The following is a 21,107-nucleotide window of genomic DNA, read 5'->3' on the forward strand; positions in this document are numbered from 1 at the left end:
CCGCGCAAGAACATGTTTCAGTTTGCTCGGTCGCGAGCGGATTGGGATTCGGGATTCCGTTGTCAGGTGATCCCGTCGCTAGTACCGTACAGACACATGTCCAGCTACGTGTCTCCGTTGCTGGAAAACGTTCGTCAGAGCCGATGAACGCGTTATCGAATACGAGGTGCTCACACGATGACCGCAGCCTCCGTCGAACCACTGCTGTTCGACCCCTACGACTACCGCGTGCACGAGGATCCCTATCCCGTCTACCAGCGGTTGCGCACCGAGGCCCCGGTGTATCACCACCCGGATCTGGACTTCTGGGCGCTCTCCCGGCATACGGACGTGGCAGCCGGATTCCGGGACGATCGGCGGCTCTCCAGCGCCAATGGGGTCTCGCTGGATCCGGCCGCATGGGGGCCGCACGCGTGGCGGACCATGTCCTTCCTGGCCATGGACGATCCGGGGCATGTGCGGCTGCGCAAGCTGGTGTATCAGGGCTTCACGCCGAGACGCGTCACCGAGATGAGCGAGCGGATCCGGGAGATCACGCTGCGCTATCTCGAACCGGCCCTGGCCAGTGGCGATTTCGACTGGATCGATGCCGTGGCCGGGCAGGTGCCGATGGATGTCATCTCCGAGCTGCTGGGGGTGCCCGAGGCCGATCGGGCCGAATTGCGCAGGCTGGCCGATCTATTGGTGCACCGCGAGGAGGGCGTGCTCGATGTGCCCGTCGCGGCGATGGAGGCGGCGCTGCAGCTGGCGGGCTATTACAACCAGATGCTCGCGGAGCGGAAGCGCAAGCGCACCGGGGATCTGACCTCGGCGCTGCTGGACGCCGAGGCCGACGGGGATCGGCTGGCCGACGAGGAGATCCTCGGATTCATGTTCCTCATGGTGGTCGCGGGCAATGAGACGACGACCAAACTGCTGGGGAACGCGCTGTATTGGGCGGGCCGCAATCCGGAGCAGTACGCCAAGGTAGCGGCGCATCCCGAACTGGTCGAGGACTGGGTGGAGGAGACGCTGCGATACGACGCGTCGAGTCAGATTCTGGCGCGGACGGCGGCGGAGGATCTCGAGTATTACGGGCGGACCATTCCGGCCGGGGCGAAGGTGTTGCTGCTCATCGGGTCCGCGAATCGGGACGACGGGGCGTTCCATGATCCGGATCGATATGACATCGAACGGCCGGACAAGGGCGGGCTGATCAGCTTCGGGAAGGGTGTGCACTTTTGCCTGGGCGCGCATCTGGCCCGGCTGGAGGCGTCGATCGTGTTGCGGGAGTTCGCGACCCGGGTCAAGGCGTATCGGATCGGGGAGACCGGGATTCAGCGGGTGCATTCGGTGAATGTGCGCGGGTTCGCGCATCTGCCGGTTTCCGTGGAGGTGCGGTGATGGCTCGGTTCACACCACATCCCGAACGGCGTCCGGCGGTTGTCGCGGGGGCGTCGTCGGGGATCGGGGCCGCTACGGCCGAAGCGCTTGCCGCCCTAGGGCATCCGGTCGCGCTCGGTGCTCGCCGGGTCGAGATCTGCGAGACCCTCGCCGAGAAGATCCGGGCCGACGGGGGAGAGGCATTCGCCGGGCGGCTCGATGTCGCCGATACCGCCTCCGTCGATGAATTCATCAGTGCCGCAGAGGAAGCGCTCGGGCCGACCGAGATCCTGGTGTCCGGTGCGGGCGATCTGGAATTCGGCAAGGGCTGGGAAATGGATCCCGACCTGTTCGAATCCCAGGTTCGCGTGCATCTCGTCGGCGCGCAGCGGCTCGCGCATCGCGTCCTGCCCGGCATGATCGAGCGGCAGCGCGGGGACTTCGTGATCATCGGATCCGATTGCGCCGTGCGGGCCCGTCCGGGCGCGGGGGCGTACAACGCGGCCAAGACCGGAGTCGAAGCGTTCGCCACCCAGCTGCGAATGGAGTTGGAGGGCACCGGGGTTCGGTCGTCGATCGTGCGGCCGGGGCAGACGCTGACCGGGATGGGCATGCAGGCCACTCCCGAGGTGGTGGGGCCGCTGCTGGAGAACTGGGTGAAGTGGGGGTTCGCGCGGCACGCGAACTTCCTGCGGCCCGCGGATCTCGCGGCGGCGGTGACGGCGGTTGTTTCGACGCCGCGCGGGTCGCATCTGGTGCTGGTCGAGGTGCAGCCCGAGGCTCCTCTGGCAGGAGATGCGTGATGCGCCTCGTTGTCGATCTGGATCTCTGCCAGGGCCATGCCGTCTGCCAGGACGAGGCCCCCGAACTCTTCCGCGTGCCGAAGCAGGGGCAGGTCGAAATCCTGCGCGCCGACCCCGGCACCGATCTGGAGGCGGCCCGCGCCGCCGTCCGCTACTGCCCGACGCAAGCGCTGTCGTTGATCGACGACGGTGACGCTGTGTCTGATTTCAAAGAATCCTGAACGGAGGCCCCCATGGCCTGGTCCCGCGATGAACTCGACGAGATGATCCGCCGCTGGGTGGACGAGAACAAACAGTGTGAGGCACAGGGGGATTGGAAACCCCTGGACCACTTCTATACCGAGGACGCCACCTACGGCTGGAACTACGGGCCGCAACAGGAATTCATGGCGGTCGGGCGCGACGAGATCCGGGAGATCGCGCTCGGGCAGGAGATGTTCGGGCTCGAGGGCTGGACGTATCCGTACCAGGAATTCGTCGTGGACGAGCGAAGCGGGAGCGTCATCGGCTTCTGGAAGCAGGTGAACGAGAAGCAGCGCGCCGACGGGCGGCCGTACAGCCCGGAGGGGATCGGCGGCAGCTGGTTCCGCTACGCCGGCGACTTCCAGTGGAGCTGGCAGCGCGACTTCTTCGACTTCGGCAATGTGACAGCGCTTTTCGTCGAGATGATCTCCGCCGACGCGCTGTCGTCCGGCATGCGCAAGCGCATGGAGCGAGCCATGTCCGGACAGCCGCTGCCGGGCTGGTACCCGATCGGAAAGGGGCCGGTGCCCCTGTGGTGACCAGCAGATACGAATCGCTGACCAGATCCGAACTGGCACTGCTGGTTCCGGAACTGCTGCTGTGCGGGCACCTCATCGACCGGTCGGGAATGGCGCATGTGCTGGGCGCGCTCGGCCGGGAGGGCATGACGGCGGTGGCCATAGACGAATGGCGCCTGGCCAGCCCGGTGTACACGCGGCGAATGCGCAAGGCGCTCAACATCACCGGGGATGGCGTGGATGCCATCTTCAAGGGATTCCAGCTGGATATCGGTGCGCCTCCGCAGTTCATGGATTTCCGGTTCCGGGTGATCGACCATGATCACGGGGAGTTCCATTTGGACCACTGCGGGGCGCTGGCCGATGTGGAGCCGATGGGGACGGAATTCGTGGTGGCCATGTGCCACGACATCGAAGATCCGACGTTCGACGCGACGGCGTTGGCGACGAATCCGCATGCGCAGGTGCGGCCGGTGCATCGGCCGCCGCGCGAGCCCGCGGATCGGAAACCGGTGTGCGCGTGGACGGTCACCATTGATCCGGCCAATGAACCGCCCGCGCAGGTTGAGGGTGCGGAAATCCTGACCGGGTCCGAGGCGGCCGGAACCGTGTTGTCACCGATCGATCCGGAAGATGAGGGGCTGTCCGACTATTCGGGACCGCTGTTGAGCGATCTCCGCTTCGGGGACTTCTCGCGGTCGGCACTGGTTCGCCTGGCCGACGAGGTGAGTTTGCAGCATCACTTGCTCACGCTCGGGTATCGGGCGGCGGTCGAGGAGCGGACGAAACCCGAAGTGGCCGTGGATATTCTCCGCAAGCAGTTCACGGGAATTGCCGGGCTCACGGCTGAGCGGCTTCGCGCGGCCCTCGGCCTCGGTGATGATTTCGCGTCGCTGGCCAAGGTGTTGCGCCTGCATCCGGCGTTCAATCCGGCCGCCTACGTCGACCTCGACGTATCCAGCGAGACCACCGCCGGCGAGCAATCGATCGAGCTGCGGATCGGGCGGGCCTGCGGGGCGGCCGACGACGGGGCGTGGGCGGCGCTGATCGACGCCGAGCATCTGGAGCCGCTCGACGCGCTGGTGCGTGGTGTGAACCCGCGCTTCTACTGCCGGGTCCGGGATGCCGACGACTGCGCGCTGACCCTCGAAATCCGTTGCGCGGACCTGCCTTTCCGCACCGCCGACGAGGTCGCCATCACCCACTTCAGCTCCGGGGCGGGCTTCGTCTTCGCCGACCGGGGCAAACCGCTTCCGCTCACCGTCCTGTAGTCGACACCACCAGGAGCAGCGCCCATGGCGTGCAATTTCGCCGACCTCTACGAACACTCCGCCGACGCCGTGCCCGACCGGACGGCCGTCATCGAGGGCGCCCGGCGGCTGACCTTCGCCGAACTCGACGCCCGCGCCAACCGGCTGGCCCACCACCTGGCCGCGGCGGGCGCGGGCCCGGGCACGCATATCGGGTTCCACCTGCACAACAGCATCGAGGCGCTGGAAACGCTGGTGGGCTGCTACAAGATTCGCGCGGTGCCGGTGAATATCAACTACCGGTACCGGGCCGAGGAACTGCGGTACGTCTACGACAATGCCGATCTCGAGATGTCGGTGCATCACCGGTGCTATGCGCCGCTGGTGGAGGAGATCCGGCCGCACTTGCCGAAGCTGCGGCACACGCTCGTCGTCGAGGACGATCAGGGCGGGGCGGGGTTGGCCAGCAGTTCCGTTCCTTATGAGGAAGCGCTCGAAAGCGGCTCCCCTGACCGTGATTTCGGTCCGCGCAGTGCCGACGACCACTTCATCATGTACACCGGCGGCACCACGGGGCTCCCCAAGGGCGTCATCTGGCGGCAGGAGGACATGTGGCGGGTGCTGGGCGGCGGCATCGACTTCTATACCGGGGAACCCGTCGCCGACGAGTATCAGCAGTCCCGCATGGCCGCCGAAAACGCCTGGCCCATGACCTGGTTCGTGCTCCCGCCGCTGATCCACGCCGCCGCCATGATGCCCACCTTCACCGCGCTCTGGTCCGGCAATGCGGTGCTGTTCCAGCCGCGTTTCGATCCCGACGAGGTATGGCGGGTAGTGGCGCGGGAGAAGCCGCAGGTGCTGGTGGTCACCGGTGATGCCATCGCGCGTCCGCTGGTGGACTCCTACCGGGCCAATCCGGTGGACGCCTCGTCGCTGGTCTCGATCGGATCGGGGGCCGCCCAGCTCACCCAGCCGGTGAAGAACGCGCTGCTGGAACTGTTTCCGAGCACGCTGGTCACCGAATCCATCGGATCCTCCGAAACCGGGTTCGGCGGTATCGGATTCGCGCAGAAGGACGACGATCCCGCGCGTGCGCCCCGGGTCACCACCGGGCGCGGGGCGCTGGTGGTGGATGAGGACGGACGGCCGGTCGCGCCGGGCGGCGAGGGCTGGGTGGCCAAGACCGGGAACGTGCCGATCGGCTACTACAAGGATCCGGTCAAGACCGACAAGCTGATCCGGACCGTGGACGGGGTGCGGATGGTGATCACCGACGATCGCGCGCGGGTGGAGGCCGACGGGACGGTGACCTTGATCGGGCGCGGGAACATGGTCATCAATACCGGCGGGGAGAAGGTGTTTCCCGAGGAGGTCGAGGCGACCGTCAAGGCGCATCCGGCCGTCTATGACGCGGTCGTCATCGGGGTGCCGCACGAGCGGTGGGGGCAGCAGGTGGCGGCGGTGGTGTCCGCGGCCGCGGGGGAGATCGACTTCGCCGAGCTGGAGCGGCATATTCGTGCGCATCTCGCGGGCTACAAACTGCCGCGACAGATCTGGGTGGCCGAGACCGTGTCCCGCACGCCGAGCGGTAAACCCGACTATCGCTGGGCCAAGTCCTATGTCCAGGACCATGCGCCGAAGCACGAGGCCCGGTGAGTGGGAAACTCGATGAAACCCTCCGCGCACCCCATTGAAACCTGTTCTAATTCTGACATGGAAGCGCATTCCGTCCTGGGGGAACAGGTCCGCATGCCGGTCGAGATCCGCCACGCCGACGCCTGCTCGGCGCTGTTCCTGGCCGACACGGGGGCGGCCCGGACGCTGCTCGCGGATGCGGGGCTCGAACCAGTCACCATGCTCGGGAAGGCCGTGCTCTCACTGGCTTTCGTGCGATACGTGGACGGGGATCTCGGGCCGTATCACGAATTCGCGTTCTCGCTGATGGCCAGGCAGCCGGGGCGCAAGGACAGCACCGGGGCCTACATTCACTGGCTGCCGGTGAATCAGAGCTTCACTTGTGAAGCCGGACAGTCGATCTGGGGCTTCCCGAAGCTGATGGCCGATATCGACATCACTCCCGACGGCCGCGGGCACCGGTGCGAGGTGCGGATCGACGGGGAGCTCGTGATCGCCCTGCGGGTCGCGGACGGCTTCCCCATGCCCGGCGGTGCGGGTGGCGCGTCCATCGACGCCTACACCTGGCGCGACGGGATCCTGCGCCGCACACCGTGGGTGATGAATCCCGGTGCGGTGCGCGGGCGGCCCGGCGGCGCCCGGGTCGAACTCGGCACCCATCCCGTCTCCGACCAGCTGCGAGCCCTGGGACTGCCCAAGGCCGCGTTGTTCTCCAGCCGAATCGGCGCGCTCCGCATGACTTTCGAGGATGCCGCCACGGTCCTGCAAACCCGGGAGGTTCGATGAACCGGACAGCACTCGTCACCGGCGCGGCCAGCGGTATGGGCCGCATTGTCGCGCAACGTCTCGCGGCGGCGGGATGGAAGGTGGCGGCGGTGGATTTGAACGCGGAGGGGTTGGCCGCGACGGCGTCGCGGTCGCCGAACATGCACACCTACACGTGTGATGTCTCCGATTCCGGACAGGTTCGCGCCGTCGTCGACAAGGTGCGCTCGGAGCTCGGGACCATCGACCGGCTCGTACACGCCGCTGGCATGTGCCATGTGCACGCCTCGGTGCTGGACCACGATGTGGCCCAGATCCGGAAGATGATCGACGTCAACTACATCGGCACCGTCAACCTCTGCCAGGCAGTCATACCGGCCATGAAGAAGGCCGGGGCGGGCACCGTGGTGCTGTTCGCCTCGCTGGCCGGCTGGCTGCCCTCGCCGGGCATGGCCGGATACACGGCGTCCAAGCACGCGGTGATCGGATTCGCCGACAGCCTCTCCTACGAGCTGCACGACAGCGGTGTTCGATTGCTCGTGCTGTGCCCGCCCATGGTGGAGACGCCGTTCCTGGACGCGGTGCGCGAGGAGAACGCCAGCGTGCTCGGCAATGCCGGCGGGGAGACTCCGGAGAGCATTATCGACGCGTTGGAACGGGCACTGGCCAAGCCGAAGACGCCGCTGTTCGTGTTTCCCGGCCAGGCCCGGCCCGCGTATTTCATGCGGCGGTTCCTGCCGGGTGTGGCCCGGGCGATCGTCCGCCGTTCGATCCATATTGCCGGGTAGACAGCTTCCATCCGGCAATAAATCAGTGGCGGCAGGGCCTCCGACCAGGCACTCTGCTTGGAATGAGTTCGCGAACCTCCTCCATCCGCCTGGTTCTGCGCTACTACGGCCGGGAACTGGCCCGGCGCAAGGTGATCACGGCCCTGGGCATGCTGGGGCCGGCACTGGGCAATATGTGCCAGCTCTACATCGCGCCGCTGCTGGTCGCCGTGCTGGTCGGCAAGGTGGCCGCCACCGGTGACTCCTCGTTCGGCACGCTGGCGCCCTACGTGCTGGCCTTCGCCGGGGTATTGCTGCTGTCGGAAGTGTTCTGGCGCATCGGAATCCACTTCCTCAACCGGCTGGACGCCTACGGCATCGAGAACCTCTACAACACCGCCATGGACGAGCTGCTGGCCAAGGACGCGGCGTTCTTCCACAACAACTTCGCGGGCTCGCTGACCAAACGGGCGCTCAGCTTCGCGACCCGGTTCGAGGAGTTCGCCGACACCCTCGCCTTCGAGATCGTCTCCGCGCTGGTGCCGATGAGCTTCGCCTGCGTGGTGCTGTGGCGCTACGACCCGCTGCTGGTCGTCACCCTGCTGGGCCTGATCGCCCTGTGCGGTGTGGTGGTCACGCCCTTGATCAAGCGCAGGCAGAACCTGGTCGACGAGCGGGAGGCCGCCGTCGCGCTGGTCTCCGGGCACGTCTCCGACGCGCTGTCGAACATGCAGGCGGTGCGGGCCTTCGCGGCCGAACCGCAGGAGGCGGCCGAGCATCGGCGACGGGTGGTCGGGCAGCGGCGCAAGACGCTGCGGTCGTGGGACTACAACAACCTCTTCATCGACACCGCGGTGATGCCGCTCATGGTGATCGTGAACGTGCTGGGCCTGCTGATCGCGCTGGGCATCGACGGCGGGCACGCCTCGGTCGAGGTGATCATCGTGGCGTTCACCTACTACTGGAACGCCACCGGCATCATGTTCCGGTTCAACCAGATCTACCGGCGGCTGGAGAGCTCGACCACCGAGGCCGCGCAGTTCACCGAACTGCTGCTGGAATCGCCCACCGTGCTGGATCCGGTCGATCCGGAACCCTTGCGGCCCAATGGTTCCGGCATCCGGTTCGAGCGGGTGGACTTCGCGCACGCGGGTGCGCCGCCGCTGTTCCGCGGGCTGGAACTGGATGTGCCCAGCGGGTCGCGGATCGGTCTGGTCGGGCGCTCGGGCGGCGGCAAGAGCACGATCACGCAGCTGCTGCTGCGCATGATGGACATCGACGGCGGTGCGATTCGCATTGGCGGGCAGGATATCTCGCGGCTGCGGCAGAGCGATCTGCGCTCGATGCTGGCCTATGTGCCGCAGGATCCGGCCATGTTCCACCGGACGCTGAGCGAGAACATCCGATTCGCGCGGCCTGGCGCCACCGACGAGGAAGTGCGGCGCGCGGCCAAGGCCGCGCACGTCACCGAATTCGCCGACGGGCTGCCCGAGGGTATGGAGACGCTCATCGGCGAGCGCGGCGTGAAACTGTCCGGCGGGCAACGCCAGCGGGTCGCGCTGGCCCGGGCCATCCTGCGCGACGCACCCATCCTGCTGCTGGACGAGGCCACCAGCGCCCTCGACTCGGAGAGCGAAATCCTTGTGCAGCAAGCGCTCTGGGAGTTGATGGAAGGGCGTACGGCGCTGGTGGTCGCGCACCGGCTGAGCACGGTGGCCGATATGGACCGGCTGGTCGTGCTCGATCGCGGGCGGATCGTCGAACAGGGCAGCCACGAGGAGCTGCTACGGGCCGAGGGCACGTACGCGCAACTGTGGCGGCATCAGTCGGGCGGGTTCCTGGCGGAAGAACTCTCCGCCCGCTGACGCGAGGTTGGGGGCATCGCCCCCAACCTCCTTACTTCCCTTGGAAGTTCGGCTTCCGCTTCTCGGCGAAGGCGCGAGGGCCTTCCTTCGCGTCTTCGCTGCGGAAGACCGGCAGGCCGACCTTGGCGTCGATCTGGAACGCCTCTTCCTCGTGCATGCCCTCGGTGTCACGAATGACCTTGAGGATCGCCTGCACGGCCAGCGGACCGTTGTTGTTGATCAGCTCGGCGATCTCCAGCGCCTTGTCCAGCGCGGTGCCGTCCGGCACCACGTGCCCGATGAGCCCGAAGTTCAGCGCCTCGGTCGCGGTGATGTGGCGGCCGGTCAGCAGCAGCTCGGCGGCAATGGTGTACGGGATCTGCCGCGGCAGCCGGACCGCCGAGCCACCCATCGGGAACAGGCTCCACTTCGCCTCGGAGATACCGAATTTGGCGCTCTCACCCGCGATGCGGATGTCGGTGCCCTGCAGGATCTCGGTGCCGCCCGCGATGGCCGGGCCCTCGACAGCGGCGATCAGCGGCTTGGTCAGGCGGCGGCCCTTGAGCAGGCCGGGCATACGGGACGGATCGAACGCGCTGCCCTCCTTCATGCCTTCCGCGGCGCCGCGCTTGTTCATGGCCTTGAGATCCGCGCCCGCGCAGAACGCGCCGCCGGCCCCGGTGAGGATGCAGGAGCGGATCTCCGGATCGTTGTCGACGGTGTCCCACGCCTCGGTCATGATGGCCAGCATCTCGCCGGTCAGGGCGTTCTTGGACTTCGGCCGGTTCATGGTGACGATCAGCGTGGCGCCGCGCTTCTCGACCAGCGCGTGCGGTTCGGTATTGCTGGCTGTCTCTGCAGTCGCTGCGGTCATCGCCGACCCTTCTTTCCACTTTCCGGGCTGATTCCGGCACGAAACTACCCCGTGCCGTTGTCCTGAACAATAACGTGTTCTAGTTTGGATCATGGTGACCGCCGTCACGGGCGGCAAGTAGTGGAGAGAGTCCCATGAGCACAACGAGCAAGGCGAAGCTTCCGCCCCGCGTCACGGAATCCCTCATCAATCGGCTGACCGCCATGGTGACCGCGGGCAAGGCCGGCGAGGCCCGCGAGCCCTTCGAGATGATCGAGGTCTACACCGGCGACGTGGTCGGCTACCTGCCGCAGTCCTCGTCGGAGGATGTGAAGGCCGCCGCGGAGATCGCCCGCGCCGCTCAGAAGGAATGGGCCGCCCGGCCGCTCGCCGACCGGCTCGCGGTCTTCGAGCGCGCGCACGAGCTGATCCTCTCCGAGATCGAGACGCTCGCCGATCTCATCCAGATCGGTTGCGGCAAGGCGCGACGGATGGCCATCGAGGAGGCGTGCGATACGCCGATGGTCATCGCGCACTACCTCAAGACCGCCGCCAAGACGCTCAAGCCGAAGAAGCGCAGCGGACCCATGCCGGTCATCACCTCCTCCACCGAGGAGCACCGGCCCAAGGGCGTGGTCGCGGTCATCGCGCCGTGGAACTTCCCCTTCGCCATCTCCATGTCCGACTCCACCCCGGCGCTCATCGCGGGCAACGGCGTGATCATGAAGCCGGACAACAAGACCGCGCTGTGCACCCTCTACGGCATCGAGTTGCTGCACAAGGCGGGCCTGCCGCGCGGGCTGGTCCAAGTGGTCTGCGGCGGCGGCCCCGATGTCGGCCCCACCCTCATCGACAATGTCGACTTCGTCATGTTCACCGGCTCCACCAATACCGGCCGGACCATCGGCGAGCAGGCCGGGCGCAATCTCATCGGCTGCAGCCTGGAACTCGGCGGCAAGAACCCGATGATCGTGCTCGACGACGTCAACCTCGACGAGGCCATTCCGTCGGCCATCTTCGCGGTGTTCGGCAATACCGGCCAGGCCTGTATGCACATCGAGCGCATCTATGTGCACGAGCGCATCTACGACGAGTACCTGCGCCGATTCGTCGCCGCCGCAGAGGAACTCGGCGCCAAGATGGGCGCCAGCTACGACTTCGAGCCCGAAATGGGGTCGCTGGTCTCGGTGGATCACATGAAGCGCGTCGCCGCCCACGTGGACGAGGCCCGCGAGAAGGGCGCGACCGTCGTCACCGGCGGCAACCCGCGGCCCGACATCGGCCCCGCGTTCTTCGAGCCGACCGTGCTCACCGGCGTCACCAAGGACATGGCGCACGCCACCATGGAGACCTTCGGGCCCGTGGTCAGCATCTACAAGTACGGCTCGGTGGACGAGGCGGTCGAGCTGGCCAATGACACCAGCTACGGGCTCAATGCCAGCATCTGGACCGGAAACATCGACCGCGCAGTCGCATTGGCCGAGCGCGTCGAGGCCGGGGCCATCAATATCAACGACGGCTTCGTCACCAGCTACGCCGCCAAGGGCACCCCGTCGGGCGGCGTCAAGCAGTCCGGCGTCGGCACCCGGCACGGCGCGGCCGGTCTGCTCAAGTACACCGACACCATCAATGTCGGGGTGCAGAAGAAGCAGATCATGGCCGCGCGCGCGTCCATGCCGTACGAGAAGCAGCTGAAGTCGACGCTGGTCACGCTGCGTTTGATGCGTCGCCTGCACCTGGGCTGAGAAGTGCTGTACGACAAAGGGTCCCGGCCGGTGCGGCCGGGACCCTTCGTCGTCCGCTCAGCGCTGTGCGGTCAGTTCCAGCTTCGCCACACCGACGATGTGCGCGCCCATGCTGAACGACGCGACGGTCGGCGTGGTGGTCGCGGGCAGGTCCAGGCTCGGGGTGTCCAGGGCCAGTACGGAGATCCGGTAGTGGTGGGGCTTGTCGCCGGCGGGCGGGCAGGGGCCCAGGTAACCGGAGACCCCGGCGTCGTTGGCGCCGGCGACGCCCGCCGCTCCCGCGGTGAAATCCTTTGCGGTGGAGGGGATGTCCCAGTTCATCCAGTGCCAGAAACCCGCGCCCGTCGGGGCGTCCGGATCGAACATGGTGACCGCGAAGCTCTTCGCGGCCGCCGGAGCTCCCGACCAGGCCAGCCGCGGGGCCCTGTTGGCCGCGGTGCAACCGAAGCTGCCCGCGTAGAAGTCGGCGGGAAAGGCGTCGGTGGCGTCGGTGGTCGTCACCGTGAATTGTGCGGCGTTGGCCGGGACGACCGGGCGGACCTGGACCGAAGCCGACGCCGGGGTGGTCGCGGTGGTCGTGGCGGTGGCCGAATCCTTGTCGTTGCCGCAGGCGACCAGCCCGACCAGGCTCGTCGCAGCGAAAGTCGTGATCATGATGCGGCGTGCGGCGGTGCGGTTCATGGCGGTCCTCCTCGGTGTTTCGAATTGCAAGATGAGAATCCCGGAATTCGAGACGGGCAGGGAGATCGTCCGCAGCCTGGTATGCGGCATACCACCCAGCGGCGCCGCCTAGGCTGGTGTCGTGGACGGTACGGGATCGGGCAATGAACTGGGCGCTTTCCTGCGTGCCATGCGGGAACGGCTCACGCCGGAGGACGCCGGACTCCCGAGCCTCGGCACCCGGCGCACGCCCGGGCTGCGGCGGCAGGAGGTCGCGCAGCTGGCCGCGGTCAGCATCGACTGGTACATCCGGCTGGAACAGGGTCGGGTCGGGACGCCCGGTGCGGCGATCCTGGACGCGCTGGCCGCCGCGCTGCAGCTCACCGATACCGAACGCGCGCATCTGCATCTCATCGCACGCGGTGCCCAGCCGCCGAGCCGGAAACCCGCCGATCCGCCCGCGTCGCTGCGGGCCATCCTCGACGGCATGCCTTCGCACCCGGCCTATCTGAGCGATTTCCGCCTGGATGTGCTGGCCCGCAATACCGCCGCGGCGGCGCTGTTCGGACCGAGTTTCGGGCCGGGGATCAATACGGCCCGATTGACCCTGCTCGATCCGGCCACCCGCGCCACCCAGCTGGACTGGGATCGGGTGGCCCGCGAGACCGTCGGCAACCTGCGCCGCAATCTGGCCCGGCACCCGGACGATGCCCGGCTGCGCCAGGTGATCGCCGAATTGCGCACGGAGAGCCCGGAATTCGCCGTCTGGTGGGACGACCACACCGTGCAGGACCGCAGCCACGGCACCAAACGCATCCGCCACCCCGAGGTCGGCGACCTGACCGTCTGCTACGACAATCTCACCAGTCCGGACGGCGCGGACCACAGCCTGACCGTGCTCACGCCCGCCGACGAGGCGACCGCGGCGGCCCTGCGCACCGTCCTCACCTCGCACGCGAATCGCCTGGGCGGCACTCGCCTTCGACCCGTCGCGGGGTAGCCCTGGCAAGATGGCTGAATGATTGCCACCATGCTGGCGGTTGCCATCTCGCTCACCGTGTGGGCCCTGCTGGCCGCCAAATTCGACCAGTGGCGCATCAGCGCGCCCATGGTGACGGTCTTCGCGGGCGTCGTGGTCGGGCTGATGGTGCGCGATTCCATCGGCGCGACCCTCGATACGGAAGTGGCACTGCACGCGGCCGAAATTGTGCTCGCCGTGCTCCTGTTCATCGACGCCACCGAGGTGCGCGGCGGGCTGTTCGGTCGTAATCCCGGTGCGGCGGTGCGGCTTCTGTTCATCGCGCTGCCATTGAGTTTGGCGGCGGCGGTGGGTCTCGGACTGTGGTTGCTGCCCGGTTCCGGATGGGCGCTGCTGCTGGTGATCGCATGCGTGGTGGTGCCGATCGACTTCGCGCCCGCGGCGGCGATCCTGCGCGACAAGCGAATTCCGGTGCGGGTGCGCAATATCCTGAATGTCGAGAGCGGCTACAACGACGGCATCGTGTCCCCGATCATCGTCTTCGCCCTGACCGTCGCGGGCGGCGCGAGCAGGGACCGGACGCCGTGGGAAGCGCTCGGCACCGCGGGACCCCCGGCACTGAAGGCACTCCTGGTCGGCGCGGGATGCGGTGCGGCACTGGCCTTCCTGACCAATCGCGCCGATGCCGCCCGGCTGATGAACCTGCAGTCCAAACGCCTCATCATGGTCGCCGCCCCGATCGGTTCCTACGCGCTGTCGGTCAGCATCGGCGGCAACGGCTTCGTCGCCGCCTTCGTCTGCGGCTTCGTGATCCACCGCGTCCGCCACACGGAGGAACACGCCCGCGAACTCGAACTCATCGACGACATCGGCTTCCTGCTCACCGCCATCATGTGGTTCGTCTTCGGCGCAGTCGCGGTCTTCGTGCTGTGGGAGGGCGCGGATTGGCGCCTGTGCCTCTTCTCCGCAGCGGTGCTGACCGTGATCCGCATCATCCCCGTCATGGCCTCCCTGACCGGCTACCGCCTCACCCTCGTCGAGAACTTCCTCATCGGCTGGCTGGGCCCCCGCGGCACCACCTCGATCGTCTTCGGCCTACTCGCCTTCAACCAACTCCGCGGCGACAACGCCGAACTCGCCCTCGCAGCCATGGTCATAACCGTGCTGGGCAGCGTCGTACTCCACGGTCTCGGCTCACCTTTGACCGCCCGCGGCTACCGCCGCCGAGTCTCCCCACAGAAGAATTGATCCGGAAAACACAAAACCCCCGGCTCTCGAAAGAGCCGGGGGCCGAGTTGTGTCTCAACCACACAGTCGGGGTGACAGGATTTGAACCTGCGACCTCTTCGTCCCGAACGAAGCGCGCTACCAAGCTGCGCCACACCCCGTGAAGCGAACGTGGAGTAGCTTAGCGCACGGGTGGTCTGGACGTTAAATCGGCTGGTCAGGTGGTCTAAAGCAGGCGGAAAGTGGCGAATAGTCTACGGGCGAAATCGGCGGTTACCGAGCGTTCCACGCCCGTGTCGGCGAGCAGTACGAGGACCAGTGAGCCCTTGCCGGTGCCTACGCCGATGGCGAGGGTGTAGACCGAGAAGGTGGTGGCGCAGCCGGCGGGGGCGGTGAAGGTGCCGGTGGTTTCGACGAAGGTGCCGTTGAGGGGGCCGCTGGTGGTGGCGAAGGGCTGGGGGCCGCCCGCGGTGACCGAGGTCTTGGTGGAGTAGCCGATGCGGGCGGCACGGCTGCCGACATCGCCCGCGGCGGAGGTGGCGTCGTCGATATCGGAGGTGGTCAGAAACATGGTGGTGCGCACATTGTTCGGGCAGTAGTCCACGCCCTCCTGCGCGACGCCGACGGCGGGGATGCTGTCGTTGCCGGGGCCGTAGGCGGTGGCGCTCTGATCTATGGTCCAGTCCTTGGGGATGTCCCAGGCGGCCTTCAGGTCCTTGGGCACATCGACCTGATAGCCGGGGATCTGGGGTGTGAGCGTGGACGCCGGGCCGGTGGTGGTCGTACGCGGGGCGGTGCTGGTCGGGCGGGTGGTCGAGGTGGGCTTGGCGGAGCTGGTGGGCGTGGCGGAGGTGCCGGAGTCGCGCATCACCACCACGATCGCGACGACCGCCACGATGGCCACGACGAGCGCGCCTACTCCGGCCAGCAGCCATATTCGGCCGCGACCGCCGCCGGGTGGGTTGGGCGGGAACATGTTCGGGCCGGTGGTGTAGGGATTCTGCACCGGCGGAAGCGGATTCGGTCCCGACATGTACGGCGAGGGCTGATACGGGTTCGGTCCGGACTGATACGGGCTGGGTGCCGGGCGCGGATTCGGCGCGGACACATAGGGATTCGGGCTCGGCGCCGGGTATGGACGCGGTGGCGGATCCGGCCGGCTCGGCGGACCCTGCCACCAGTCTCCGCTGGATGTCGTCTGTTCCGGATCGATGCCCCGGTCATCGGTTCCATCGCTCATCGTCGGACCCCCTGTCGGACGAGTTGTGCTGTGGCCCTTGCCGAATCCCCTACTGGATCGGGCGGATACTGGCGAGGATCTGCTTGGCCAGGGTGGCGTCCACCGCCTGCGCTACGCCCGTGTCGGCCGCGATGGTGAACACGAAGGCGCCGTTGTCGCCGGGGAACGCGAAGGTGTAGATGGAGTAGGTCGAGGCGCAGCCCGCGGCCGGGGCCGTGGCATTGCCCTTGGTCTCCAGGTAGACGCCCTGCAACTGGCCGTCCGAGGACTGGAACGCCTCCGGGCTGCCGGGCGTCGAGCCGGTGGAGGTCCAGCCCAGCCGGCCCACCCGGGCGCCGATGTCGGCGGCCGCCTTGGCCGGATCCGTCTCCTCCGACTGGGTCAGGAAGACATTGGTGCGCACGCTGTTCGCGCAGTAGTTGACCCCGTCGTCGGCCAGTCCGGCGACGTCGATGGCGTCCGTGCCGGTGCCGAGGGTGCCGGCCGCGTTGGGCTCGATCTTCCAACCGGACGGAATGTCGTAGGCCGCGCCGTTGTCCGGGATCGTCACCACCTGGAAGCCGGGAATCACCGCGGTGGGCGTGGTGGTCGGCTTCGCGCCGGTGGTCTTGGTGGTGCTCGGCCGGCCGGACTGCGTCGGCTTCGCCGTGGTGGAGGTGAGCGCGCTGATCAGCGACGGCGTGGTGGTCGACTTCGCCGACGGCTCATCGGATTTCGAGTTCACCAGCGCCACGACCACGACCGCCGCGATGATCGCGACCACCAGTGCGCCCAGGCCGACGAACAGCCAGACACGGCCCTTGCCGCCGGGCGGCGGGGGATAGGGCGGCTGCTGGCCGCCGTAGCCGGGCGGTGGGCCGCCGAACGCCTGCGTCGGCGGGTATTGAGGCTGAGCGGGCTGGTACGGGCCGGAGGGATAGTTCTGGCCGTAACCGGGCTGATTCGGTTGCGGGGCCCCGTAACCCGGCTGTTGGGCACCGTAACCCGGCTGCTGGGCGCCATAACCCGGCTGCTGCGAACCCGGCTGCTGCGCGGGCCCCTGCCACCAATCCGGGTTCTGCTCGCCCCGGTCGTTTTCACTGGTCACGGTTGCCCCCTGACTGATGACTACATACCGCGTTGTATATCGCGGCCGGCGTTCACCGCGCGACAGCCTCCGATGACGCGGTGCGTCCGCGCCCGGTCTCGGTGGCCGGCTTCTTCGGCGGTGCGCCGACCAGCGTCAGCAGCGTCGCCTCCGGGCGGCAGCAGAACCGGTACGGAGCCCACGGCGAGGTGCCCAGGCCCGCCGACACGTGCAGCCGGGTGTGCGCGCCCCAACGCGACGCGCCCTTCACTCGGGCCCGGTCGATGCCGCAATTGGTCACCAGCGCACCGAAACCCGGCACGCACAGCTGCCCGCCGTGGGTGTGGCCCGCCATGACCAGGTCGTAGCCGTCGGCCGCGAACCGGTCCAGCACCCGCGGCTCGGGGGAGTGGGTGAGTCCGATGCTCAAGTCCGCCAAGGGATTCGGCGCGCCCGCCACGGTGTCGTAGCGATCCCGCTTGAGATGCGGATCGTCCACGCCGGCCGTCGAGATCTTCACCCCGGAGACCTCGAGATCGCGGCGCACGTGCGTCAGATCCAGCCAGCCCCGCTCGGTGAACGCGGCCCGCAGGTCCTGCCACGGCAGCGGATCGCCGAAGACGCGCTTGTGGTCCTTCTTGAAGTACTTGAGCGGGTTCTTCGGCACCGGCGCGAAATAGTCATTCGAGCCGAAGACGAAAATGCCGGGCCGCGCGAGCAAGCCGCCCAGCGACTGCACCACCGCCGGCACCGACTTCTGATGCGAGAGATTGTCCCCGGTGTTCACCACCAGGTCCGGCTCCAGCCGGTCCAGCTCGCGCAGCCAGGCCTGTTTCAACTGCTGCCCGGGCATCATGTGCAGGTCGCTGATGTGCAGCACGCGTAGCGAGGGTTTGCCCGGTTCCAGCACCGGTAGCGTCGCTTCCCGCAGCGTGAAGGCATTGCGCTCGATCAGGGTCGCGTATCCGATTCCGGCGACCGCGGCCCCGGCGGCTCCGAGTGCGGCACGGCTGAGGGCGGTGGTCGAGAAGACGGGCATTTGCCCAGAATAGGCGACCCGGCGGAGAAACATCGAGTCAAATGAGCTGGACCACGATAGAAGTCCCTCGTACCGTGTCGCTCATGTCGGAACTCAAAACCAAGCTGCGATCGGATATGACCACCGCGATGAAGAGCAAGGACGCGCTGCGCCTGGGCACCCTGCGCATGCTGCTGTCCGCGATCCAGAACGCCGAGGTCGCCGGACCCGCCGCGCGCGAGCTTTCCGACCCCGAGGTCATCGCCGTCCTGCAGAAGGAGGCGAAGAAGCGCAACGAGGCCGCCGTCGTCTACGAGCAGGCCGGGCGTGGCGAGCTGGCCGCCAACGAGCGCGCCGAGGAACAGATCATCGACGAGTACCTGCCGACCCAGCTGACCGAGGCCGAGGTCGGCGATATCGCCGACACCGCCATCGCGGAGGTCGCCGAGGAGATCGGCGAGCGGCCGGGCATGAAGCAGATGGGGCAGGTCATGAAGCGCGCCACCGCGCTCGCCGCCGGGCGCGCCGACGGGACGCGTATCTCGGCGGCGGTCAAAGCACGGCTCTGAGCTACCGCGAACAAGGAAAGACCCGGAGCGAGTGAATCGCTCCGGGTCTTTCCTTTTGTCTACTGCCTACCTTGTCTACTGCCTACCTTGTCTACTGCCTACCGCGGGATGGGTATCGGGATCGGGATCGGCGGCAGGTTCGGGATCGTGATCGCCGGTATCCCCGGCGTCGCGGGCGGCGCGTTGGGCGCGGGCGCGGGTATCTGACTGCCGTCGCTCACGTACAGCGTGATCACCGAGCCCGGAATCGCCGACCCGTTGGGCGAGACGTTCATGACCGTGCCCTTGGCCGCGCCCGGCTGGGTCGTCACCGACACCTGGAAGCCCGCCGCCACCAGCGTCGAGGTGGCCTCGGCCTGCTGCATGCCGATCACGTCCGGGATCTGCGAATTGTTCGCGCCGCGAACGTATTTGTCGTCCACCGGCGGCAGTGCCGCGGGCGGGAACCGGTCGAGCACGTTCTTCATCGCGCCCAGATACGTCTTGGCGGGCTCGTTACCGCCGTAGAGGTTGCCGCTGCCGCAGCTGCGCAGCGGGGAGGTGCAGATCTCGCCGGGGGTCGGGCTGTCACCGTAGACGTAGCTCGCTCCGGCAAAGGAGTTCGTGAAGGCGAGGAAGGCCGAGGACCGGTGGCTTTCGGTGGTTCCGGTCTTGGCCGCGGTCGGAATGTTCCAGCCCACCGCGTGCGCCGAAGCGGCACCGGTACCGCTCACCACGTCCTGCCCCATCGCCACCGCGAGGGTATTGGCCAGACCCGGATCCACCACCTGCTCGCAGGCCTGCTGGGTCAGCGGCACGGATTTGCCGTTGCGGTCCACCACCTCCTTGATGGGGGTGGGCGGGCACCACTTGCCGCTGGAGGCCAGGGTCGCGGCGACATTCGACAGCTCGAGCGGGTTGATCGCCACCGGACCGAGGGTGAACGAGCCCAGGTTCTGATCCTTGATCATGTCGGCCAGGCTCTGGTTGCCGTGGCCGGAGGTGCCGGGCTGGGTGTACGAGCGCATGCCCAGCCGGACGGCCATGTCCACCGTCGGGGACACGCCCACGGCCTGGATCAGCTTGACGAACGCGGTGTTCGGCGATGTGGCCAGGGCCTCGGTCACCGACATCGAGCCCTTGTAGGCGCCCGCGTTCTTCACGCAGTAGGTCTCCGGCGGGCAGCCCGGGGTCCCGGAGTTACCCATGCCCTTGGCCGAGAAGGTCGCCGGAACGTCCAGCGTGGCATTGATGCCCAGGCCCTTCTCCATGGCCGCGGCCGTGGTGAAGATCTTGAAGATCGAGCCCGCGCCGTCACCGACCATCGAATACGGCTGCGGCTGCACGGTCTGATGTGCGCCCGAGTCCAGGCCGTAGACGCGGCTCGAGCCCATGGCCAGCAGCGGATGCGAATCCTGGCCGGGGGCCACGATATTCATGACCTCGGCGATATCGTCCAGATTCGGGTTGGCGTTGGCGGCCAGCGAATCGCGCACCTGGTCCTGGACCGCCGGGTCCAGGGTGGTGCGAATCAGGTAGCCGCCCTTCTCGATCTGATCGCGGCTGATGCCCGCGTTGTTCAGGTACTGCAGCGCGTAGTCGCAGAAGAAGCCGCGGTCGTTGGCGGCGATGCAGCCGCGCGAGAGGCCCTTGGGCTCGGGCAGCACGCCCAGCGCCGTCTCCTTGGCCTTGCGGTACTCGTCCGCGCGGTTGGGCACGTTCTGGATGAGGGTGTCCAGCACCGTGTTCCGCCGCTCCAGCACGCCCGTGGGGTTGGTGTAGGGGTTCAGCTTGGAGCTGGACTGCACCATGCCGGCCAGCATGGCCGACTGCGGCACGTTCAGATCCTTGGCGTCCACTCCGAAGTAGGTCTGCGCGGCGTCCTGGATGCCGTAGGAGCCGTTGCCGAAGGGCACCAGGTTCAGGTACCGGGTGAGGATCTCGTCCTTGGTGAGCCGCTTGTCCAGCGTCAGCGCCATGCGGATCTCGCGAATCTTGCGAGCCGGGGTGGTCTCGACCGCGGCGCGCCGCTCGGCATCGGTCTTGGCGACCACCAGCAGCAGGTAGTTCTTCACGTACTGCTGGTCGATGGTCGAACCACCCTGCGACACCTGGCCGCCCGAGGTGTTGGTCAGGAAGGCGCGGAAGGTGCCCTGCCAGTCCACACCGTGGTGGTCGGCGAAGCGCTTGTCCTCCACCGAGACCAGCGACAGCTTCATGTCGTTGGAGATCTTCTCGCTGGGGACCTCGAACCGCCGCTGCTCGTAGAGCCACGCGAACGGCGTCCCATTGGCGTCCACCATGGTCGAGACCGCGGGCACGGTGCCCTCGACCAGTTCGGCGGAGACGTTGTCGACGGCGTCGGCGGCGCGGTTGGAGATGAACCCGAAGCCACCGGCGAGCGGGAACAGCAGTCCGGCGAGCAGCACCGCGGCCAAGACGCACGCGCCTGCCAGTCTCCAGAGCGTTCGTGTGATCGGCACGAGCCCTAGCCTAATTGGCCTCGCGGACACTCGGTGTTCGCCCGCCGGGGTGTCCATACGTCCTAAAAGAGACGGACTGTCCGGTTCCATGCAACGAATGC

The 21,107-nt window shown here is 67.5% G+C and carries 19 protein-coding genes and 1 tRNA gene; 13 read left to right on the top strand and 7 right to left on the bottom strand.

Annotated features, from left to right (window positions below):
* Window positions 1-177: 177 nt before the first annotated feature.
* From ON43_RS01615 to ON43_RS01655, 9 genes are all read left to right on the top strand, one after another.
* Window positions 178-1,383 (top strand): cytochrome P450, encoded by a 1,206-nt coding sequence (locus ON43_RS01615; RefSeq protein WP_040802663.1) that lies wholly within the window; start codon window positions 178-180, stop codon window positions 1,381-1,383.
* Window positions 1,383-2,165, top strand: a complete 783-nt coding sequence (locus tag ON43_RS01620; protein WP_040802665.1) for an SDR family oxidoreductase — start codon at window positions 1,383-1,385, stop codon at window positions 2,163-2,165. The genes ON43_RS01615 and ON43_RS01620 overlap by 1 nt, the downstream gene beginning before the upstream one ends.
* Window positions 2,165-2,386, top strand: coding sequence for a ferredoxin (locus ON43_RS01625; RefSeq protein WP_040802730.1), 222 nt, complete (start codon window positions 2,165-2,167; stop codon window positions 2,384-2,386). The genes ON43_RS01620 and ON43_RS01625 overlap by 1 nt, the downstream gene beginning before the upstream one ends.
* A gap of 12 nt (window positions 2,387-2,398) precedes the next feature.
* Entirely contained in the window at window positions 2,399-2,947 is a 549-nt protein-coding gene (locus ON43_RS01630; protein WP_040802667.1) for a nuclear transport factor 2-like protein, read from the top strand.
* The gene (locus ON43_RS01635) at window positions 2,944-4,197 is read left to right on the top strand and encodes a hypothetical protein (protein WP_444543733.1); all 1,254 of its coding nucleotides are present in this window, start codon (window positions 2,944-2,946) and stop codon (window positions 4,195-4,197) included. The genes ON43_RS01630 and ON43_RS01635 overlap by 4 nt, the downstream gene beginning before the upstream one ends.
* A gap of 24 nt (window positions 4,198-4,221) precedes the next feature.
* A complete protein-coding gene (locus tag ON43_RS01640) occupies window positions 4,222-5,832 on the top strand; it encodes an acyl-CoA synthetase (protein WP_040802671.1) in 1,611 nt (536 codons plus the stop codon).
* Window positions 5,833-5,889: 57 nt separating this feature from the next.
* Window positions 5,890-6,597: an acetoacetate decarboxylase family protein gene (locus ON43_RS01645; protein WP_040802673.1), complete on the top strand. Its 708-nt coding sequence runs from the start codon at window positions 5,890-5,892 to the stop codon at window positions 6,595-6,597.
* Window positions 6,594-7,364, top strand: coding sequence for an SDR family NAD(P)-dependent oxidoreductase (locus ON43_RS01650; RefSeq protein WP_040802675.1), 771 nt, complete (start codon window positions 6,594-6,596; stop codon window positions 7,362-7,364). Before ON43_RS01645 ends, ON43_RS01650 begins: the two co-directional genes overlap by 4 nt.
* A 62-nt stretch (window positions 7,365-7,426) precedes the next feature.
* The gene (locus ON43_RS01655) at window positions 7,427-9,208 is read left to right on the top strand and encodes an ABC transporter ATP-binding protein (protein ID WP_083913081.1); all 1,782 of its coding nucleotides are present in this window, start codon (window positions 7,427-7,429) and stop codon (window positions 9,206-9,208) included.
* A 31-nt stretch (window positions 9,209-9,239) separates the two neighbouring features.
* On the opposite strand, the gene ON43_RS01660 is transcribed toward ON43_RS01655, so the two are convergent.
* Window positions 9,240-10,061 carry a crotonase/enoyl-CoA hydratase family protein gene (locus ON43_RS01660; protein WP_040802677.1) on the bottom strand — a complete coding sequence of 274 codons (822 nt, stop codon included), beginning with the start codon at window positions 10,059-10,061 and terminating at the stop codon, window positions 9,240-9,242.
* 134 nt (window positions 10,062-10,195) lie between these two features.
* Between ON43_RS01660 and ON43_RS01665 the strand changes: the two genes are divergently transcribed.
* Window positions 10,196-11,785, top strand: coding sequence for a succinic semialdehyde dehydrogenase (locus tag ON43_RS01665; protein WP_040802679.1), 1,590 nt, complete (start codon window positions 10,196-10,198; stop codon window positions 11,783-11,785).
* Window positions 11,786-11,842: 57 nt separating this feature from the next.
* On the opposite strand, the gene ON43_RS01670 is transcribed toward ON43_RS01665, so the two are convergent.
* The gene (locus tag ON43_RS01670) at window positions 11,843-12,466 is read right to left on the bottom strand and encodes a YbhB/YbcL family Raf kinase inhibitor-like protein (protein ID WP_245568431.1); all 624 of its coding nucleotides are present in this window, start codon (window positions 12,464-12,466) and stop codon (window positions 11,843-11,845) included.
* A gap of 121 nt (window positions 12,467-12,587) precedes the next feature.
* On the opposite strand from ON43_RS01670, the gene ON43_RS01675 reads away from it, so the two are divergent.
* Window positions 12,588-13,445 (top strand): helix-turn-helix transcriptional regulator, encoded by an 858-nt coding sequence (locus tag ON43_RS01675; RefSeq protein ID WP_245568432.1) that lies wholly within the window; start codon window positions 12,588-12,590, stop codon window positions 13,443-13,445.
* 18 nt (window positions 13,446-13,463) lie between these two features.
* Window positions 13,464-14,672 (top strand): cation:proton antiporter, encoded by a 1,209-nt coding sequence (locus ON43_RS01680; RefSeq protein WP_040802680.1) that lies wholly within the window; start codon window positions 13,464-13,466, stop codon window positions 14,670-14,672.
* A gap of 66 nt (window positions 14,673-14,738) precedes the next feature.
* Here ON43_RS01680 and ON43_RS01685 read toward each other — a convergent pair.
* The 4 genes from ON43_RS01685 to ON43_RS01700 form a co-directional block, all read right to left on the bottom strand.
* Window positions 14,739-14,812: transfer RNA gene (locus ON43_RS01685), tRNA-Pro, on the bottom strand.
* 65 nt (window positions 14,813-14,877) lie between these two features.
* On the bottom strand, window positions 14,878-15,657 hold the full coding sequence (locus tag ON43_RS01690; RefSeq protein WP_157513867.1) for a DUF8017 domain-containing protein: 780 nt from the start codon (window positions 15,655-15,657) through the stop codon (window positions 14,878-14,880).
* 283 nt (window positions 15,658-15,940) lie between these two features.
* Window positions 15,941-16,978, bottom strand: a complete 1,038-nt coding sequence (locus ON43_RS42080) for a DUF8017 domain-containing protein (protein ID WP_051177763.1) — start codon at window positions 16,976-16,978, stop codon at window positions 15,941-15,943.
* 52 nt (window positions 16,979-17,030) lie between these two features.
* The gene (locus tag ON43_RS01700) at window positions 17,031-17,996 is read right to left on the bottom strand and encodes a metallophosphoesterase (protein ID WP_040802684.1); all 966 of its coding nucleotides are present in this window, start codon (window positions 17,994-17,996) and stop codon (window positions 17,031-17,033) included.
* Window positions 17,997-18,079: 83 nt separating this feature from the next.
* Here ON43_RS01700 and ON43_RS01705 point away from each other — a divergent pair, with 83 nt between their 5' ends.
* Window positions 18,080-18,544, top strand: a complete 465-nt coding sequence (locus ON43_RS01705) for a GatB/YqeY domain-containing protein (RefSeq protein ID WP_040802685.1) — start codon at window positions 18,080-18,082, stop codon at window positions 18,542-18,544.
* 98 nt (window positions 18,545-18,642) lie between these two features.
* Here the strand turns inward: ON43_RS01705 and ON43_RS01710 are convergent, their stop codons facing one another.
* Window positions 18,643-21,006 (bottom strand): penicillin-binding protein, encoded by a 2,364-nt coding sequence (locus ON43_RS01710; protein ID WP_040802687.1) that lies wholly within the window; start codon window positions 21,004-21,006, stop codon window positions 18,643-18,645.
* Window positions 21,007-21,107: the final 101 nt, after the last annotated feature.

Origin of the sequence: Nocardia concava NBRC 100430 (assembly GCF_000308815.1) — a bacterium.
GTDB lineage: Bacteria > Actinomycetota > Actinomycetes > Mycobacteriales > Mycobacteriaceae > Nocardia > Nocardia concava.

What these genes read in the sequence shown, in the direction of transcription:
- ON43_RS01615 (WP_040802663.1), top strand. Translation starts at nt 178, where the DNA reads ATGACCGCAGCCTCCGTCGAACCACTGCTGTTCGACCCCTACGACTAC.
- ON43_RS01620 (WP_040802665.1), top strand. Translation starts at nt 1,383, where the DNA reads ATGGCTCGGTTCACACCACATCCCGAACGGCGTCCGGCGGTTGTCGCG.
- ON43_RS01625 (WP_040802730.1), top strand. Translation starts at nt 2,165, where the DNA reads ATGCGCCTCGTTGTCGATCTGGATCTCTGCCAGGGCCATGCCGTCTGC.
- ON43_RS01630 (WP_040802667.1), top strand. Translation starts at nt 2,399, where the DNA reads ATGGCCTGGTCCCGCGATGAACTCGACGAGATGATCCGCCGCTGGGTG.
- ON43_RS01640 (WP_040802671.1), top strand. Translation starts at nt 4,222, where the DNA reads ATGGCGTGCAATTTCGCCGACCTCTACGAACACTCCGCCGACGCCGTG.
- ON43_RS01645 (WP_040802673.1), top strand. Translation starts at nt 5,890, where the DNA reads ATGGAAGCGCATTCCGTCCTGGGGGAACAGGTCCGCATGCCGGTCGAG.
- ON43_RS01650 (WP_040802675.1), top strand. Translation starts at nt 6,594, where the DNA reads ATGAACCGGACAGCACTCGTCACCGGCGCGGCCAGCGGTATGGGCCGC.
- ON43_RS01655 (WP_083913081.1), top strand. Translation starts at nt 7,427, where the DNA reads ATGAGTTCGCGAACCTCCTCCATCCGCCTGGTTCTGCGCTACTACGGC.
- ON43_RS01660 (WP_040802677.1), bottom strand. Translation starts at nt 10,061, where the DNA reads ATGACCGCAGCGACTGCAGAGACAGCCAGCAATACCGAACCGCACGCG.
- ON43_RS01665 (WP_040802679.1), top strand. Translation starts at nt 10,196, where the DNA reads ATGAGCACAACGAGCAAGGCGAAGCTTCCGCCCCGCGTCACGGAATCC.
- ON43_RS01670 (WP_245568431.1), bottom strand. Translation starts at nt 12,466, where the DNA reads ATGAACCGCACCGCCGCACGCCGCATCATGATCACGACTTTCGCTGCG.
- ON43_RS01680 (WP_040802680.1), top strand. Translation starts at nt 13,464, where the DNA reads ATGATTGCCACCATGCTGGCGGTTGCCATCTCGCTCACCGTGTGGGCC.
- ON43_RS01700 (WP_040802684.1), bottom strand. Translation starts at nt 17,996, where the DNA reads ATGCCCGTCTTCTCGACCACCGCCCTCAGCCGTGCCGCACTCGGAGCC.
- ON43_RS01705 (WP_040802685.1), top strand. Translation starts at nt 18,080, where the DNA reads ATGTCGGAACTCAAAACCAAGCTGCGATCGGATATGACCACCGCGATG.